Origin of the sequence: Tepidamorphus sp. 3E244, from assembly GCF_046159835.1 — a bacterium.
In the GTDB taxonomy this organism is placed as follows: Bacteria; Pseudomonadota; Alphaproteobacteria; order Rhizobiales; family Tepidamorphaceae; genus JACKJK01.
Genome location: NZ_JBJXCY010000003.1, coordinates 88,784 through 102,781, shown reverse-complemented (window position 1 = coordinate 102,781; position 13,998 = coordinate 88,784). Strand labels below are relative to the sequence as shown.

Sequence of the window (13,998 nt, the reverse complement as noted above, 5' to 3'; positions counted from 1 at the left end):
ATCGCGCGATTCCCTGACTAGTTTGGCGCGATGGCACTGAGCGACACCGAGCTTGAGCGCTTCGCGCGCCACATCGTCCTGCCGGAGATCGGCGGGCACGGTCAGGCGCGCCTTCGCCAGGCCCGCGTTCTGGTGATCGGCGCGGGCGGCCTCGGCGCGCCCGCGCTGCTATATCTCGCAGCCGCAGGCATCGGCACGCTGGGCATCGTCGACGACGATACCGTCGCGCTCTCCAACCTCCAGCGGCAGGTGATCCACGACACCGCATCCGTCGGGACGGCCAAGACGAAAAGCGCCGCCGACCGGATCGCAGCGCTCGATCCCGGCGTCACGGTCGAAACCCACGAACTCCGCATCACGCCAGACAATGCCGACGAACTGATCGGCGGCTATGACCTCGTCCTCGACGGCAGCGACAATTTCGCGACGCGCTACTGCGTGTCGGATGCCAGTTTCCGCACCGCCCGCAGGCTGGTGACGGGCGCGGTGGGCCGCTTCGACGGCTCGCTGACGGTGATCGCGGCCCACGAAACGGCTGCGGACGGCACGCCGAACCCGACCTATCGCTGCCTGTTTCCCGAAGCCCCGCCCGACGGCACCGTGCCGACCTGCGCGGAAGCCGGCATCATCGGTGCGCTTACCGGGGTCATCGGGTCGCTGATGGCGATGGAGGCGATCAAGGTGGTGACGGGGGCAGGCGAGCCGCTGATCGGCCGCGTGCTTTTGTACGACTCGCTCGCCGCGCGCTTCGACACGATCGGCTACAAGTGGAATCCGGCCAACCCGCTAAACGGCCAGCAGGCAGCGGAATAGCAGCCCTAGAAATAGCGTGGGCCTTGCCGCGTCTACGATGCGCGCCGGTAGTGCATGGCAACGGTACCGTTTGAAAGCGGCACCGTGGTCACCAGTTCAAGGTGCCGCGCGCCCGGCAAGCCGCCTTCAAAGAGCGTCGGACCGTGCCCCACGATCCTCGGGTGAACGAGGAACCGGTATTCGTCGATCAGCTCCAGCCGGTCCAGTTCGTTGGCAAGTTTGCCGCTGCCAAGCAGCACGCCTGAAGGCGTCGCCTCCTTCAGCGCCTGCACGCCCGCGCGCAGATCGCCTGCGATGTGGTGGCTGTTGGTCCACGGGAAGTCGCTTCGCGTGGTCGAGACCACGTATTTCGGCTTGTCTTCCAGCTTCACGGCCCAGTCGCGAACGGCCGGCGTTGCGTCCACCTCGCCGCGCGCGACGGCGGGCCAGTAGCTCTCCATCATCTCGTAGGTCACGCGGCCCCATAGCATGGCACCGAAGTCGTCCATCAGGTGGGTGAAATAGGCGTGGGTCTCCTCGTCCGCAATTCCCGCGCGGTGGTCGATGCAGCCATCGAGCGTCACATTGATGCTGAAGGTGAGGATACCCATCGAAAGAGCTTTCACTCAAATCCTGGCGCGAACTAGATCTCGCTGCCGTCCTTGCGCACGAAGTGCCGACCGCCCTTGCCGTTGGGGATAACGCGCAAGTTCAGACCGGGATAGTGCCCTTCGTCCACATCCATGCGCCGTGAACCGACTTCCATGATGCGGGCGGGCTTGTCCGAGCGATTGACGAAGGCGTGCCCCACCGCGACCCCGGCCTTGAAGCCGATGCAGTCGCCCGCGGTGAGCACTTCTTCCGTATCCCCCATCAGCAATGTTACCTCGCCCGCCATCACGTAGACGAACTCGTCTTCCTGGGTGTGATAGTGCTGGAGCGCGGTTGCCGCGCCCGGCGCAAGGTCGGTGAGGTTTACGCCGAACTGGTCGATGCCGAAGCCCTGCGCCAACGCGCGCTTGGCGCGGCCCTGCGTCACGTGGGCGAATTCAGCCGGGTAGACCGTCGATGTGCGCGCTGCGACGTCCTCGGCGCGGATCGACTTGCGGTCTTCACCCAACTCTGGCGCCTCAGAGCATCGATGGCAGGACGCGGTCCGGCGGACGGTGCCCGTCGGCGAAGGTCTTGATGTTGATGATGACCTTTTCGCCCATGTCGATGCGGCCCTCGATGGTGGCCGAACCCATGTGCGGCAGCAGCACGACGCGGTCCGACTTGACCAGCTTCGGGTTCACGGCGGGTTCGTGCTCGAACACGTCGAGACCGGCCCCGGCGATTTCCTCCGCCTCGATCATGCGCGCCAGCGCGTTCTCGTCGATCACCTCGCCGCGCGCGGTGTTGACCACGTAGGCCTCCGGGCGCAGCAGCTTCAAGCGGCGCGCCGACAGCAGGTGGTAGGTCGCGGGCGTGTGCGGGCAGTGCACGGAAATGACGTCCATGCGTGCCAGCATCTGGTCGAGGCTTTCCCAGTAGGTTGCCTCAAGTTCTTCTTCCACGCCCTGCGGCACGCGGCGGCGGTTGTGGTAGTGGATCTGCATGCCAAAGGCCTTGGCGCGGCGCGCGACGGCCTGGCCGATGCGGCCCATGCCGATGATGCCGAGGCGCTTGCCGTTGATGCGGTGGCCGAGCATCCAGGTCGGAGACCAGCCCTTCCATTCGCCGTCTTCCACCGCCGCGATGCCGTGCACGAGGCGGCGCGGCACGGCGAGGATCAGCGCCATCGTCATGTCGGCGGTGTCTTCGGTCAGAACGCCCGGCGTGTTGGTCACCGAGATGCCGCGCTGTGTGGCGGTGCCGACATCAATGTTGTCGACGCCGTTGCCGTAGTTGGCGATCAGCTTCAGGTTCGGTCCGGCTTGGCTCAGGATCGAGGCATCGATCCGGTCCGTCACCGTGGGAACGAGAACGTCGGCCTGCTGGGCGGCGGCGACGAGTTCCGACGGGCTCATGGGCTTGTCGTCGGTGTTCAGCCGCGCATCGAAAAGCTCGCGCATCCGCGTCTCGACGACATCCGGCAGCTTGCGTGTCACGATGACGACTGGCTTGAACTTGCCCATTGCACCCGCTTTCGTCCGATTGTTGCTTCTTCTTTTCCGCCGCGTCGGCGGCCGGTCCTTAAACCGGCGTTTACCCCTCCCCGTCACATTGAGCGAACAGGAAGCGCGGACGATCTGAAAGCCTCCATATCAGATGCCCCGTCAAAGACAAAGCGTCCGCGAATAAGCCATTTTTCCGATGCGCCAGCGCGCCATCGGTCCTTCAGAAGAGCGAGAGAAATCACCGTGCGCGATGCCATTGCCTTGAAGCCGGGACAACGCCAGCAAACGGGCGGCATCTGGCGGTTGGCGGTGCTGGCAGGCGTCGTCGTGCTGTCGACCGGCATTGCGGCTGCGCTGTTTGCATCGCGCGACCCTTCGCCGCGCGTCACCGGCTCTGTTGATGCCGGCGCGCTGCCTGCCGCCCCGCTGGGGCCGAGCGGGTTGCCGCTGCCGCGCTATGTCAGCCTGAAAAGCTCCCGCGTGAACGTGCGCATCGGTCCGAGCCAGGACCATGCCGTGTCATGGGTATTCCATTCCGCCGGCCTGCCGGTGGAGATCGTCGCCGAGTACGGCAACTGGCGGCGCATCCGCGACAGCGAGGGCTCCGAAGGCTGGGTCTACCACTCGCTGCTGTCTGGCCGCCGCACCGCGCTCGTCTCGCCCTGGCAGGGCGGCGAGGGCGACAAGGCGGAAACGATCCGCAATTCGCCGGACGAGGAATCTCGCGTCATCGCGCGTGTCGAGAAGGGCGCGATTGTCTCGGTGCGCAGTTGCGACGACAGCTGGTGCGAGGTCGCGGCATCCGGCGTCAACGGCTACATGCCGCAGCCGCTGCTGTGGGGCGTGTACCCGCGCGAACGCATCGACGACTAGGCCCGGGCAGGGCCGCGTCCGACGTCGCTCTCAATTGCAAAGAAAAGAAGTGCCGCGTGCGGCGGGCCTCAGCGCTTCGGCGCGCGCCGCAGGCGAACCACCACGTCCACGTGGGTGATTTCGTGGCCCTCGGGAATGTCCGGCAGCCCGTTGACGGCAATCGACGAACTGTCGATGTCCATCAGCTTGCCCTCGTTCTCGAGGTAGAAGTGGTGATGGTCGCTGGTGTTGGTGTCGAACTGGCTCTTGGAGCCTTCAACCGCAACTTCGCGCAGCAGCCCGGCGCCGACGAACTGATGCAGGGTGTTGTAGACCGTCGCCAGAGAGACCTTCACGCCGGCGGAGCGGGCCTGCTCGTGCAGCCATTCCGCCGTCAGGTGCCGGTCGTGCCCGTCGAACATCAGCGCGGCCAGGCTCAGGCGTTGGCGCGTCGGGCGCAGGCCGGAGCCACGCAGCGTGTCGGCAACCCGGCCTTCGCAGGCGCAGCCCTTCACGGTGCAATCGGAACTCTGGCAGGTGACCACGGTGCGTGCGCGCTCGATACCGGACCGCAATTCGGTGCTGGTTCGCGTGTTGATCGCGGTTCTGGCCGTGCCCTGTGTGCTCATCGTCGTTACGTTGCGTCCTGAAAACTGTTCGACCGGATCGGTCCGGCCAACGCGCTGCAGGCAAACTGCGCCGCGCGCGTTGAAAATGCTGTCATCTCTTTGCCATGACAGACGCGTCGTGCCAAGCGGTTCTGCACGGACAAACCTAGGCTAAACGCCGCACCTGGCAATGGCAATGCCCTGAAACCAAACGGTTTTGTGACCTTGGCCGCGAGGTCGCGACCGGGCGTGACGGTTTTTGCCCTGCTTGCCTTCCGGCGATCCGAACCTTGTGTTACCAAGCCTCGACATAACGGCATGTGCGCGCCGCGCGGGCACATGCGCACTCAAACGACAGCCGCGGATAAACAGGGCGCATGAGCGAAAATCAATCCAGCTACAGCTACGAAGAACTTCTCCAATGTGCGCGAGGAGAGCTGTTCGGCCCCGGCAATGCGCAATTGCCCGCGCCGCCGATGCTGATGTTCGACCGCATCACGGAGGTGTCCGAGGATGGCGGCGAGCATGGAAAGGGCGCGATCCGCGCCGAATTCGACATCAAGCCCGACCTCTGGTTCTTCCCGTGCCACTTCATCGGCAACCCCATCATGCCGGGTTGCCTCGGCCTCGATGCGCTTTGGCAGCTCACCGGCTTCTACCTCGGCTGGCTCGGCCTGCCCGGCAAGGGCATGGCGCTGTCCACCGGCGAAGTGAAGTTCAAGGGCATGGTCACGCCGTCCACCAAGCTGGTCGAGTATGGCGTCGACTTCAAACGCGTGATGAAGGGCCGTCTGGTCCTCGGCATCGCGGACGGCTGGATGAAGGCCGACGGGGAAACCATCTACAGGGCGTCCGACCTGCGTGTCGGCCTGTCCCAGCAGAGCGCCGCCTGAGGCCAATTGCAGGCGCGGCCGGCTCACCCGGCCAATGGAGACTGAAATGAGACGAGTCGTCGTCACTGGTATCGGTATCGTGTCCTCGATCGGCAACAACGCCGAGGACGTCACAACGTCGCTGCGCGATGCAAAGTCGGGCATTTCCTTTTCGCAGGATTTCGCCGACCACGGCTTCCGCTGCCAGGTCTGGGGCAACCCCTATCTCGACCCCACTGACCTGGTGGACCGCCGTGCCCTGCGCTTCCTGTCCAAGGGCGGCGCGTGGAACCACATCGCCATGGAACAGGCGATCTCCGATTCCGGCCTCGAGGACAAGGACATCCAGGACGAGCGCACTGGCATCGTCATGGGTTCCGGTGGCCCGTCCACCCGCACCATCGTCGATGCCGCTGCGATCACCGAGGAAAAGGGCTCGCCCAAGCGCATCGGACCGTTTGCGGTTCCCAAGGCCATGTCGTCGACCGCCTCCGCGACGCTCGCGACCTGGTTCAAGATCCACGGCGTGAACTACTCGATCTCGTCGGCCTGTTCGACATCGGCGCATTGCATCGGCAACGCCTATGAGCTGATCCAGTGGGGCAAGCAGGACATGGTCTTTGCCGGCGGCCACGAGGACCTCGACTGGACGATGTCGAACCTGTTCGATGCCATGGGCGCCATGTCGTCGAAGCACAACGACACGCCGGAAACCGCATCGCGCGCCTATGACGTGACGCGTGACGGCTTCGTCATCGCCGGCGGCGCCGGCGTGCTGGTTATCGAGGAACTGGAGCACGCCAAGGCGCGCGGCGCGAAGATCTACGCCGAGATCGTCGGCTACGGCGCGACGTCGGACGGCTACGACATGGTCGCCCCTTCCGGCGAGGGCGCGGTGCGCTGCATGAAGCAGGCGCTGTCGACCGTCGATGCGAGGGCCGACTACGTCAACACCCACGGCACCTCCACGCCCGTCGGCGACGAGCAGGAGATCAAGGCCATCCGCGAGGTGTTCGGCGACGACATTCCGCACATCTCCTCCACCAAGTCGCTGACCGGGCATTCGCTGGGTGCAGCCGGCGCGCAGGAGGCGATCTACTCGCTGCTGATGATGCAGGAAGGCTTCATCGGCGAGAGCGCCCACATCACGGAGCTCGACCCGCAGTTCGAGGGCGTGCCGATCGTGCGCGAGCGGATCGACAACGCGAAGATCGATACCGTTCTTTCAAACAGTTTTGGTTTCGGCGGCACGAACGCGACACTCGTGTTCAGCCGTTATAACGGCTGACGTTCAGGGGGAATTGGCTCAGATGCCAGAAGCGTTGATGAAAGGCCGCAAGGGTCTGGTCATGGGCGTCGCCAATGACCACTCGATCGCATGGGGCATCGCCAAGACCCTGGCCGATCACGGTGCCGAACTCGCCTTCACCTACCAGGGCGATGCCATCGGCAAGCGCGTCATGCCGCTGGCCGAGAGTGTCGGCTCGGACATGACGATCCCCTGCGACGTGGTCGACCTCGTCTCCGTCGACGAGATGTTCGCCGAGATCGAGAAGCGCTGGGGCAAGCTGGACTTCCTCGTCCACGCCATCGCCTATTCCGACAAGAACGAACTTCGCGGCAAGTATGCCGACACGACGCGCGAGAACTTCATCAACACCATGGTGATCTCGTGCTTCTCCTTCACCGAGATCGCCAAGCGCGCCGCCAACCTGATGAAGGACGGCGGTTCCATGGTGACGCTGACCTTCTCCGGCTCAACGCAGGTCATGCCCAACTACAACGTGATGGGTGTCGCCAAGGCCGGGCTGGAAGCAGGCGTGCGCTATCTCGCCGCCGACTACGGCCCGGACAACATACGCGTCAACGCGATTTCCGCCGGGCCCGTGCGCACGCTGGCCGGTGCCGGCATCACCGATGCGCGGTTCATGTTCAACTTCCAGCGCGACCACGCCCCGCTGCGCCGTTCGATCACCATCCAGGATGTCGGCGGGTCCGCGCTTTACCTGCTGTCGGATCTCTCCAACGGCGTCACCGGCGAAGTTCACTTCGTCGATGCGGGCTATAACACCATTTCCATGCCCCACCCCGACGACCTGCGCCCCAAGGACTAGGCTTCGCCTCCGGCGGATTCCGGGTCGCCTTCGTGCCAAACGAGTTCGCGGTAGTCGAATCCGAGCTCGATGGTCGGTTTCACCACCGCGAAATACGGCGACAGGTCGAAGTCGCGCGGCGTGAACAGCGAAAAGTGCCGGATGTGCAGGATTTCCTGCCGCGTGTAGTTGCTCTTGCGCTTATCCGGCCCCGGCTCCACCACTTCCACGCTCGGCAGAATGGGGTAGCGCACGCTCTGGAACGCTTGCGCGATCAACGTCGAACAGATGGCCCGCGTCGGGTCGCCTGAACCCAGCGCGATCATCCGGCGGCGCATGCGCACCGGCACCGGGGGCGTCGGCATCACGAAGCGCAGCAGGTCGAGCACGTTCTTCATGTCGTATTCGAGCCCGATGCGCTCGCGCATGTACCCGACCACGGCTTCGCAGTCTGGCTTGGTCAGGCCGATGGGCCGGCAGATGCGGATGTTGTGCTTCTCGTACTTGCTGAGCGGCGAGGAGATGCATCCGTCACCGACGAGGACCTCCACCAGCTGGTGCGGTTCGCCGTCAGATTCCGCTTTCCCCGGGATATCGCCCACGAACATCGCCGCGTGCGACCAGGTCGACATCGTCAGGTACTTGATGGCGGACGAGATGTACTGGTGGCCCTCGACGAGGATTATGTCGCCGGGTTCCAGCACCGCGCGCAGCCGGTCCGTGTCGATCTGCGCATAAGGCTCGTAGCCGGGAGACGGCTTGGTTAGAAGCTTCGCGACGGCGCGGCCAAGCTTGTCGAGCAGGTTCCACGGCATGTCGGCTCCCCGGAAGGCTTGAAGGTCGCTGAGGAGACTACGGCACCGGGCAGGCGTTGCGAACCGCCCGGTGCGTGGATCGTCAGTTGCGAAGCGTGCCGCCGGTTGCCTTGGCGACCTGCGCGACGATTCGCTCGGCGACCGCCTCGATATCCTTTTCCGTGAGCGTCTGCTCTCGCGGCTGCAGCGTGACCTCGATGCCGATGGACTTCTGGCCCTTGAGAGCCTCGCCCGTGTAGACGTCGAAGACGCGCACATCCGAGATGAGCTTCTTTTCCGCGCCGCGCGCCGCGCGCAGGATCGCCTGCGCCTCGACCTCGCCATCGACGAGGAAGGCGAAGTCGCGGGTCACCGGCATCAGGTCCGGCAGGTCGACAGCCGGCTTGGCGCGCGAATCGCGCTTCTTCGGCGCGGGCAGGGCATCGAGAAAGATTTCCGCGGCAACGACCGGGCCGTCGATATCCATCTCGTCGAGGACGCCGGGATGCAGCTCGCCGAAATGCGCGAGGATCATCTTCGGCCCAAGCTGCAATGTGCCGGAACGGCCCGGGTGGTACCAGTCCGGGGCGTTGCGCGTGACCTGCAGGTTGTCGACCGGCGCGCCGAGGCTCGCCAGCACCGCAACAGCGTCGGCCTTGGCATCGAATGCGTCCGGCGCACCTTCGCCGCCGCGCCAGTGCCGGCCGGTCGCCTCGATGCGAGAACGGCCCCGCCGTACAACTGTCGCCATCTCGACCTGGTCTTCCGGCTCGTCGCCGTGATAGGTGGCGCCGATCTCGAACAGGGCAACATCACCCATGCCGCGATTGACGTTGCCCTGTGCTGCCGCGATCAGACCGGGGAGATGGCTCGGGCGCATGTCGGTCAGGTCGGAGGAAATCGGGTTCGACAGCTTCACCGCAGCCGCGCCGCCGCCGAAGCGCTTGGCGTCCGCTTCGCCGATGAACGACCACGTCACCGCTTCCACCAGCCCGCGCGAGGCGAGCGTGCGGCGCGCATTGTGGGCGCGGGTCTGCGCCAGCGTCAGCACCGCTGCCGGAACGCCGTCCGGCTTGTCGAGCGGCACGGTGGGCACGGCATCGACACCGACGATCCGCGTCACCTCTTCAACCAGGTCTGCGCTTTCATGCACGTCCGGGCGCCAGCTCGGCACCGCGACCTTGATGTTGTCTTCCGGCCCCGACATCAGGAAGCCGAGTTCGCGCAGGATCGCCTTGATCTCGGCGGGGTGAAGCTTCAGCCCCGTCAGGCGCTTGACCTGCGAGAGGTCGAAATCGATGACCTTGTCGGCTTCAGGCACCTCACCGGCGAGAACGAGGTTGCTTGGCGTGCCGCCGCACATCTCGACCACCATCTGGGCGGCCAGCCTGGCGCCGGGCACAACGGTTTCTGGGTCCACGGTGCGCTCGAAACGGTAGCGCGCATCCGACTGGATATCGAGCGCGCGGCCCGTGCGGGCGGTCACCTTGGGGTCGAACCAGGCGGATTCGATCAGCACGTTGACGGTGGCCTCCGTCGAACCGGACTCCTCGCCGCCCATGATGCCGCCGAGGCCGAGCACGTTGGCGTCGTCGGCGATGACGCACATGGTCTCGTCAACTTCGTAGACCTTGCCGTCGAGCGCCTCGAAGCTCTCGCCCTGCTTGCCCATTCGGGCGCGCACGGTGCCGGTCAGCTTGTCGGCATCGTAGACGTGCAGCGGGCGGCCGCGGTCGTAGGAGACGTAGTTGGTGATATCCACCAGCGCGTTGATCGGGCGCAGGCCGATGGCCTTCAGCCGGCGCTGCATCCAGTCCGGACTGGGGCCGTTCTTCACGTCCTTCACGTAGACACCGGCAAAGACCGGGCAGACGGAATCGCCGTCGAACGCGATCTCGATGCCGACCGGGCTGTCGAAGGTGCCAGCGAGGTCCGGGGTTTTCAGCGACTTGAGCTTGCCCATGCCGGCAGCCGCGAGGTCACGCGCAACGCCGTGCACGCCGAGGCAGTCGCCCCGGTTCGGCGTGATGGCGATTTCGATCACCGGGTCGTCGAGCCCCAGAACCTGAGCGAACGGCACGCCGATGGCGGTGTCGGCATCCAGGTCGATGATCCCGTCATGCTCGTCCGACAGGCCCATCTCGCGTTCGGAAACCAGCATGCCGTTGGATTCGACGCCACGGATGACGCCGGGCTTCAGGTCCATGCCGGTGCCGGGAATGTGCGTGCCGGCGGGCGCGAAGACGCCGACCATGCCGGTGCGCGCGTTCGGCGCGCCGCACACCACCTGGTACTGCGTCGTGCCGTCATCGACGATGCATACGCGCAGCCGGTCGGCATCGGGGTGCTGTTCGGCCTTCACCACGCGCGCGGTCTTGAAGGGCGCGAAGGTTTCCGCCGGGTTCTCGATCGATTCCACCTCGAGCCCGATCAGCGACAGCTTGTCGGCAAGCGCCTCCAGGCTCTCGTCGGTTTCGAGATGGTCTTTCAGCCAGTTGAGCGTGAACTTCATGACAGTTCCCGTTGAGAATTCTCGTTAGCGCGCATCGACGGCGATGCGCTTTCCAGCAAGCAGCAGGGCGGCGAGAATGAACCCGCCACCGGCGGCCCGCTCCACAGTGGCTTCCCAGCGCCCGCGCACGAAACGTCCGATTGGTGCGGAGGCGATGGCATAGGCCGACAGGAAAGCACCGTCGACAATGATGTAGGTCGCGCCCAGCAGCGCGAATTGCGCTGCGAGCGGCTGACCGTGGTCGATGAACTGGGGCAGCAGGGCTGCGAAGAAGATCACCGCCTTCGGGTTGGCCGCAGACGTGATGAAGCCTTGCCAGTAGAGTTGGCGCAGGCTGGCGCGCGGCGTCGTTGCGCGCGCGGCGTGGCGCGATGCGTTGCGGATTTTCGCAATCCCGAGCCAGACGAGGTAGGCGACGCCCGCCCACTTCACCACTTCGAATGCGCCCTGCGCCAAGATGGTGAGGCCGGCAAGCCCGAGCGCGGCAGCAAGGATCTGCAACGTGTTTGCGCTGAGGTCACCGCCGGCGGTGGCCATGGCGCGCGCCGCTCCGTTGGTGACCGAGTTGGCCAGCATCAGGAGGTGACTCGGTCCCGGCGTCGCCATGAACACCAGCAGCACCGCCACGTATGACAGCCAGCTTTCGAGGCTCATCGGCTCAGGCCTCCCGCGAGGCTCGGCATGTCGAGGGCGGCGAAGCCGTAGTGCTTCAGCCAGCGCAGGTCGGATGCGAAGAAGGTGCGCAGGTCGGGAATGCCGTATTTCAGCATCGCGATGCGGTCGATACCCATGCCCCAGGCAAAGCCCTGATACTCCGCCGGGTCCAGCCCGACATTGCGCAGCACGTTGGGATGAACCATCCCGCAGCCGAGGATTTCCAGCCACCCGTCGCCCTCGCCGATGCGCAATTCGTTGCCGACGCGCTGGCAGCCGACATCCACTTCCATGGAAGGCTCCGTGAAGGGGAAGTGGCTGGCGCGGAAGCGCATCTTGACGTTGGGCACCTCGAAGAACGCCTTCAGGAATTCTTCCAGCACCCATTTCAGGTTGCCGAGATTGGCCTGCTTGTCGATGACGAGACCCTCGACCTGGTGGAACATCGGGGTGTGGGTCTGGTCGTAGTCGCAGCGGAAGACGCGGCCCGGCGCGATGATGCGGATCGGCGGCTTGCTCTCCAGCATGGTGCGGATCTGCACGGGGCTGGTGTGGGTGCGCAGCAGCCGGCGCGACCCGTCCTCGCGCGGATCGAAATAGAACGTGTCCATTTCCTGCCGAGCGGGATGGTCTTTGGGAATGTTCAGGGCGGAGAAGTTGTAGTTGTCGTTCTCGATATGCGGGCCTTCGGCAATCGAAAAGCCCATGTCGGCGAAGATCGTGATCAGTTCGTCGACGACCTGCGCCACCGGGTGCACGCGGCCCTGCGCAATCGCCGGCTCGCGAACCGGCAGCGAAACGTCGATCGTCTCGCTGGCGAGCCGTGCGTTGAGCGCTTGTGCCTTGAGGATGTCGCGGCGGGCGTTGATGTCGTCGCCGACGCGCGCCTTAAGCCCGTTGATGAGCGGGCCGTTGACCTGCCGCTCTTCCGGGCTCATGCCGCCGAGGCTCTTCAGCAGCGCGCTGACCGAGCCCTTCTTGCCGATTGCCGCAACGCGCACGTCTTCAAGCGCAGTCTCGTCTGACGCGCTTGAAATGGCGTTGGTAATCTCGGTTTCGAGCCGTTCGATATCGCCCGCGATGGAGGCCATCGTGTCGTCTCCGTTACTTCATTCGTGAGCAACGGGTCCGAAGCGGTCAGGTATTGGCTTCAGGACCCTGTTGCGGTTGGACCCGCGCCGCGAGTGCTGCGGCGCGGACGTGTCGCGTCAGGCCCCGAAAAGGCGGGAATTCAAGCGAGAGCGGATTCCGCCTTGCCGACCAGCGCCTTGAAGGCGTCGGGCTGATGGATGGCAAGATCCGCCAGCACCTTGCGGTCGACCTCGATACCGGCCTTTCCGAGGCCGTCGATAAATCGGGCATAGGTGAGGCCGTGCTCGCGGGTGGCCGCGTTGATGCGCTGGATCCACAGCGAACGGAACGTGCGCTTGCGGACCTTGCGGTCGCGGTACGCGTATTGCTGCGACTTCTCGACCGCCTGCTTGGCAGTGCGGATCGTATTCTTGCGGCGGCCGTAGTAGCCCTTGGCTGCCTTCAGGACCTTCTTGTGACGGGCATGTCCTGTGGTGCCCCGTTTCACGCGTGACATCGTGTGTCTCTCCGGATGTGTCTGGGTATCAGGTCAGGTTCAGGCGTAGGGCATGAACTTGCGGACGATCTTCGCGTCGGACTCGTCGAGAATGTACGTGCCACGCGCGTTGCGGATGAACTTGTTCGTCCGCTTGATCATTCCGTGCTGCTTGCCAGCCTGCTTGCCCCGGACCTTTCCGGAAGCGGTCATCTTGAAGCGCTTTTTGGCGCCACTCTTGGTCTTCATCTTGGGCATTTCGCTCTCCTTGACGCGGGCGCGTCGCGCCTGGTGACAGGCGCTTGCCCACTTGAGTTTCGATTGAGCAGATCACACGAGAACCACGGCATGCCCCGCCGGGTCGTGTGAGAAGCGTGCCTTATAGGGAAATCGTCGCGCGGGCGCAAGCGCATGGCGCGCGTTGCGTCCGGGCGGCATTGGCGGCCTATCGCGGTGCCAGGACCATGATCATCTGACGGCCTTCGAGCTTGGGCGAGAATTCGACCTTGGCGATCTCGTCCACTTCCTCTCGTACGCGCGTCAGAAGCTGCATGCCGAGCTCCTGGTGAGCCATTTCGCGGCCACGGAAGCGCAGGGTGACCTTCACCTTGTCGCCTTCGTCGATGAAGCGGCGCACGCTCTTCATTTTGACGTCGTAATCGTGGACGTCGATGTTCGGGCGCATCTTCACTTCCTTGACCTCGATGGTCTTCTGCTTCTTGCGCGCCTCGTTGGCCCGCTTCTGCGCCTGATACTTGTATTTGCCGAAATCGAGGATCTTGCAGACCGGCGGCGTCGAATTCGGAGCGATCTCGACAAGGTCGAGGCCGGCTTCCTGCGCCCGCTCGATTGCATCGGGGACACTCATCTCGCCGAGGTTCTCGCCTTCGGCGTCAATGAGCTGAACTTTCGGCGCTGTGATCTCGCCGTTGACGCGCGGTCCTTCCTTGACGGTGGGCGCGGCCTTGTGGGGACGACGTGCTATGGCCTTGTCTCCTTGTGCTGTTGCATCGAAGGCAGTTTCCCACTGCCAACACGAAAACCGTCCGGATGGCATGAACTCGCCGGTTCCGAACGTTTGCGCGCTTATAAAGTCGTCGTGATCCCTTGCGAAGTCAATCGGCTGCGTGTTGGCTGCGCGCAGATTTTCCGCCT

At 64.8% G+C, this 13,998-nt stretch carries 16 protein-coding genes; 5 read left to right on the top strand and 11 right to left on the bottom strand.

What is annotated here, in order from left to right; translation table 11 throughout:
• Positions 1-30 precede the first annotated feature (30 nt).
• The gene (gene moeB / locus ACKTEK_RS15755) at positions 31-813 is read left to right on the top strand and encodes a molybdopterin-synthase adenylyltransferase MoeB (protein ID WP_409166269.1); all 783 of its coding nucleotides are present in this window, start codon (positions 31-33) and stop codon (positions 811-813) included.
• 32 nt (positions 814-845) lie between these two features.
• On the opposite strand, the gene ACKTEK_RS15750 is transcribed toward moeB, so the two are convergent.
• From ACKTEK_RS15750 to ACKTEK_RS15740, 3 genes are read right to left on the bottom strand one after another with little or no spacing between them, the layout of a single operon-like run.
• Positions 846-1,403, bottom strand: a complete 558-nt coding sequence (locus tag ACKTEK_RS15750; protein WP_409166268.1) for a dihydrofolate reductase family protein — start codon at positions 1,401-1,403, stop codon at positions 846-848.
• 32 nt (positions 1,404-1,435) lie between these two features.
• Positions 1,436-1,912: a cupin domain-containing protein gene (locus ACKTEK_RS15745; protein ID WP_409166267.1), complete on the bottom strand. Its 477-nt coding sequence runs from the start codon at positions 1,910-1,912 to the stop codon at positions 1,436-1,438.
• 10 nt (positions 1,913-1,922) lie between these two features.
• Positions 1,923-2,909, bottom strand: coding sequence for a 2-hydroxyacid dehydrogenase (locus ACKTEK_RS15740; RefSeq protein WP_409166266.1), 987 nt, complete (start codon positions 2,907-2,909; stop codon positions 1,923-1,925).
• 225 nt (positions 2,910-3,134) lie between these two features.
• On the opposite strand from ACKTEK_RS15740, the gene ACKTEK_RS15735 reads away from it, so the two are divergent.
• Complete coding sequence (locus tag ACKTEK_RS15735) at positions 3,135-3,764, top strand: SH3 domain-containing protein (protein WP_409166265.1); 630 nt, start codon at positions 3,135-3,137, stop codon at positions 3,762-3,764.
• Positions 3,765-3,832: 68 nt separating this feature from the next.
• Here ACKTEK_RS15735 and irrA read toward each other — a convergent pair whose 3' ends face one another.
• Positions 3,833-4,258, bottom strand: coding sequence for an iron response transcriptional regulator IrrA (irrA, locus tag ACKTEK_RS15730; protein ID WP_409166312.1), 426 nt, complete (start codon positions 4,256-4,258; stop codon positions 3,833-3,835).
• 470 nt (positions 4,259-4,728) lie between these two features.
• On the opposite strand from irrA, the gene fabA reads away from it, so the two are divergent.
• From fabA to fabI, 3 genes are read left to right on the top strand one after another with little or no spacing between them, the layout of a single operon-like run.
• Complete coding sequence (gene fabA, locus ACKTEK_RS15725; protein WP_409166264.1) at positions 4,729-5,244, top strand: 3-hydroxyacyl-[acyl-carrier-protein] dehydratase FabA; 516 nt, start codon at positions 4,729-4,731, stop codon at positions 5,242-5,244.
• 46 nt (positions 5,245-5,290) lie between these two features.
• Positions 5,291-6,511, top strand: a complete 1,221-nt coding sequence (gene fabB, locus ACKTEK_RS15720) for a beta-ketoacyl-ACP synthase I (protein ID WP_409166263.1) — start codon at positions 5,291-5,293, stop codon at positions 6,509-6,511.
• Between the two features lie 37 nt (positions 6,512-6,548).
• Positions 6,549-7,337, top strand: coding sequence for an enoyl-ACP reductase FabI (gene fabI / locus ACKTEK_RS15715; RefSeq protein WP_409166262.1), 789 nt, complete (start codon positions 6,549-6,551; stop codon positions 7,335-7,337).
• Here the strand turns inward: fabI and ACKTEK_RS15710 are convergent.
• The 7 genes from ACKTEK_RS15710 to infC form a co-directional block, all read right to left on the bottom strand.
• Positions 7,334-8,131, bottom strand: coding sequence for a lipo-like protein (locus ACKTEK_RS15710; RefSeq protein WP_409166261.1), 798 nt, complete (start codon positions 8,129-8,131; stop codon positions 7,334-7,336). The two genes, fabI and ACKTEK_RS15710, sit on opposite strands and share 4 nt — an antisense overlap.
• Before the next feature lie 82 nt (positions 8,132-8,213).
• Positions 8,214-10,622: a phenylalanine--tRNA ligase subunit beta gene (pheT, locus tag ACKTEK_RS15705; RefSeq protein WP_409166260.1), complete on the bottom strand. Its 2,409-nt coding sequence runs from the start codon at positions 10,620-10,622 to the stop codon at positions 8,214-8,216.
• Positions 10,623-10,646: 24 nt separating this feature from the next.
• Positions 10,647-11,276, bottom strand: a complete 630-nt coding sequence (locus ACKTEK_RS15700) for a LysE family translocator (RefSeq protein WP_409166259.1) — start codon at positions 11,274-11,276, stop codon at positions 10,647-10,649.
• The gene (gene pheS, locus ACKTEK_RS15695; protein ID WP_409166258.1) at positions 11,273-12,367 is read right to left on the bottom strand and encodes a phenylalanine--tRNA ligase subunit alpha; all 1,095 of its coding nucleotides are present in this window, start codon (positions 12,365-12,367) and stop codon (positions 11,273-11,275) included. Before pheS ends, ACKTEK_RS15700 begins: the two co-directional genes overlap by 4 nt.
• A gap of 140 nt (positions 12,368-12,507) precedes the next feature.
• Positions 12,508-12,864, bottom strand: coding sequence for a 50S ribosomal protein L20 (gene rplT, locus ACKTEK_RS15690; RefSeq protein WP_409166257.1), 357 nt, complete (start codon positions 12,862-12,864; stop codon positions 12,508-12,510).
• A gap of 39 nt (positions 12,865-12,903) precedes the next feature.
• Entirely contained in the window at positions 12,904-13,101 is a 198-nt protein-coding gene (gene rpmI / locus ACKTEK_RS15685; RefSeq protein ID WP_409166256.1) for a 50S ribosomal protein L35, read from the bottom strand.
• Between the two features lie 187 nt (positions 13,102-13,288).
• Positions 13,289-13,900 (bottom strand): translation initiation factor IF-3, encoded by a 612-nt coding sequence (gene infC, locus ACKTEK_RS15680; RefSeq protein WP_409166255.1) that lies wholly within the window; start codon positions 13,898-13,900, stop codon positions 13,289-13,291.
• Between the last annotated feature and the right edge of the window lie 98 nt (positions 13,901-13,998).

Coding starts and splice junctions, on each gene's coding strand:
- moeB (WP_409166269.1), top strand. CDS start 31: ATGGCACTGAGCGACACCGAGCTTGAGCGCTTCGCGCGCCACATCGTC.
- ACKTEK_RS15750 (WP_409166268.1), bottom strand. CDS start 1,403: ATGGGTATCCTCACCTTCAGCATCAATGTGACGCTCGATGGCTGCATC.
- ACKTEK_RS15740 (WP_409166266.1), bottom strand. CDS start 2,909: ATGGGCAAGTTCAAGCCAGTCGTCATCGTGACACGCAAGCTGCCGGAT.
- fabA (WP_409166264.1), top strand. CDS start 4,729: ATGAGCGAAAATCAATCCAGCTACAGCTACGAAGAACTTCTCCAATGT.
- fabB (WP_409166263.1), top strand. CDS start 5,291: ATGAGACGAGTCGTCGTCACTGGTATCGGTATCGTGTCCTCGATCGGC.
- fabI (WP_409166262.1), top strand. CDS start 6,549: ATGAAAGGCCGCAAGGGTCTGGTCATGGGCGTCGCCAATGACCACTCG.
- ACKTEK_RS15710 (WP_409166261.1), bottom strand. CDS start 8,131: ATGCCGTGGAACCTGCTCGACAAGCTTGGCCGCGCCGTCGCGAAGCTT.
- pheT (WP_409166260.1), bottom strand. CDS start 10,622: ATGAAGTTCACGCTCAACTGGCTGAAAGACCATCTCGAAACCGACGAG.
- ACKTEK_RS15700 (WP_409166259.1), bottom strand. CDS start 11,276: ATGAGCCTCGAAAGCTGGCTGTCATACGTGGCGGTGCTGCTGGTGTTC.
- pheS (WP_409166258.1), bottom strand. CDS start 12,367: ATGGCCTCCATCGCGGGCGATATCGAACGGCTCGAAACCGAGATTACC.
- rplT (WP_409166257.1), bottom strand. CDS start 12,864: ATGTCACGCGTGAAACGGGGCACCACAGGACATGCCCGTCACAAGAAG.
- rpmI (WP_409166256.1), bottom strand. CDS start 13,101: ATGCCCAAGATGAAGACCAAGAGTGGCGCCAAAAAGCGCTTCAAGATG.
- infC (WP_409166255.1), bottom strand. CDS start 13,900: ATGCCATCCGGACGGTTTTCGTGTTGGCAGTGGGAAACTGCCTTCGAT.